The 358-nt window shown below is 67.0% G+C and carries 1 protein-coding gene; it reads left to right on the top strand.

Annotated elements, in window-relative coordinates:
• Nucleotides 1-358, top strand: a 358-nt coding sequence (locus DSY14_RS28325) for a glycoside hydrolase family 48 protein (protein ID WP_283091720.1), incomplete at both ends; no start/stop codon positions are given.

The raw sequence follows: 358 nt of genomic DNA, 5'->3' as shown, positions 1-358 counted from the left end.
CCGCAGAACTGGAACACCGCGCAGAAGGTGACCGTCACCGCGGGCACCTCCGGCACCGGCTCGGCGACCTTCGAGTCGACGGCCACCGGACACGCGAAGGCCTCGGTGACGGTGACGCAGCTGGCCGCTTCGAAGGAGTACGACGCCCGCTTCCTGGAGATGTACGGCAAGATCACCAACCCGGCGAACGGCTACTTCTCCCCCGAGGGCATCCCGTACCACTCGGTGGAGACGCTGATCGTCGAGGCGCCGGACCAGGGCCATGAGACCACGTCGGAGGCGTACAGCTACCTGCTGTGGCTCCAGGCCATGTACGGCAAGGTGACGGGCGACTGGTCCAAGTTCAACGGCGCCTGGG

It is taken from the genome of Nocardiopsis sp. MG754419 (assembly GCF_018207095.1).
Classification (GTDB): Bacteria; Actinomycetota; Actinomycetes; order Streptosporangiales; family Streptosporangiaceae; genus Nocardiopsis.
This window is presented reverse-complemented; position numbering and strand designations above follow the sequence as displayed.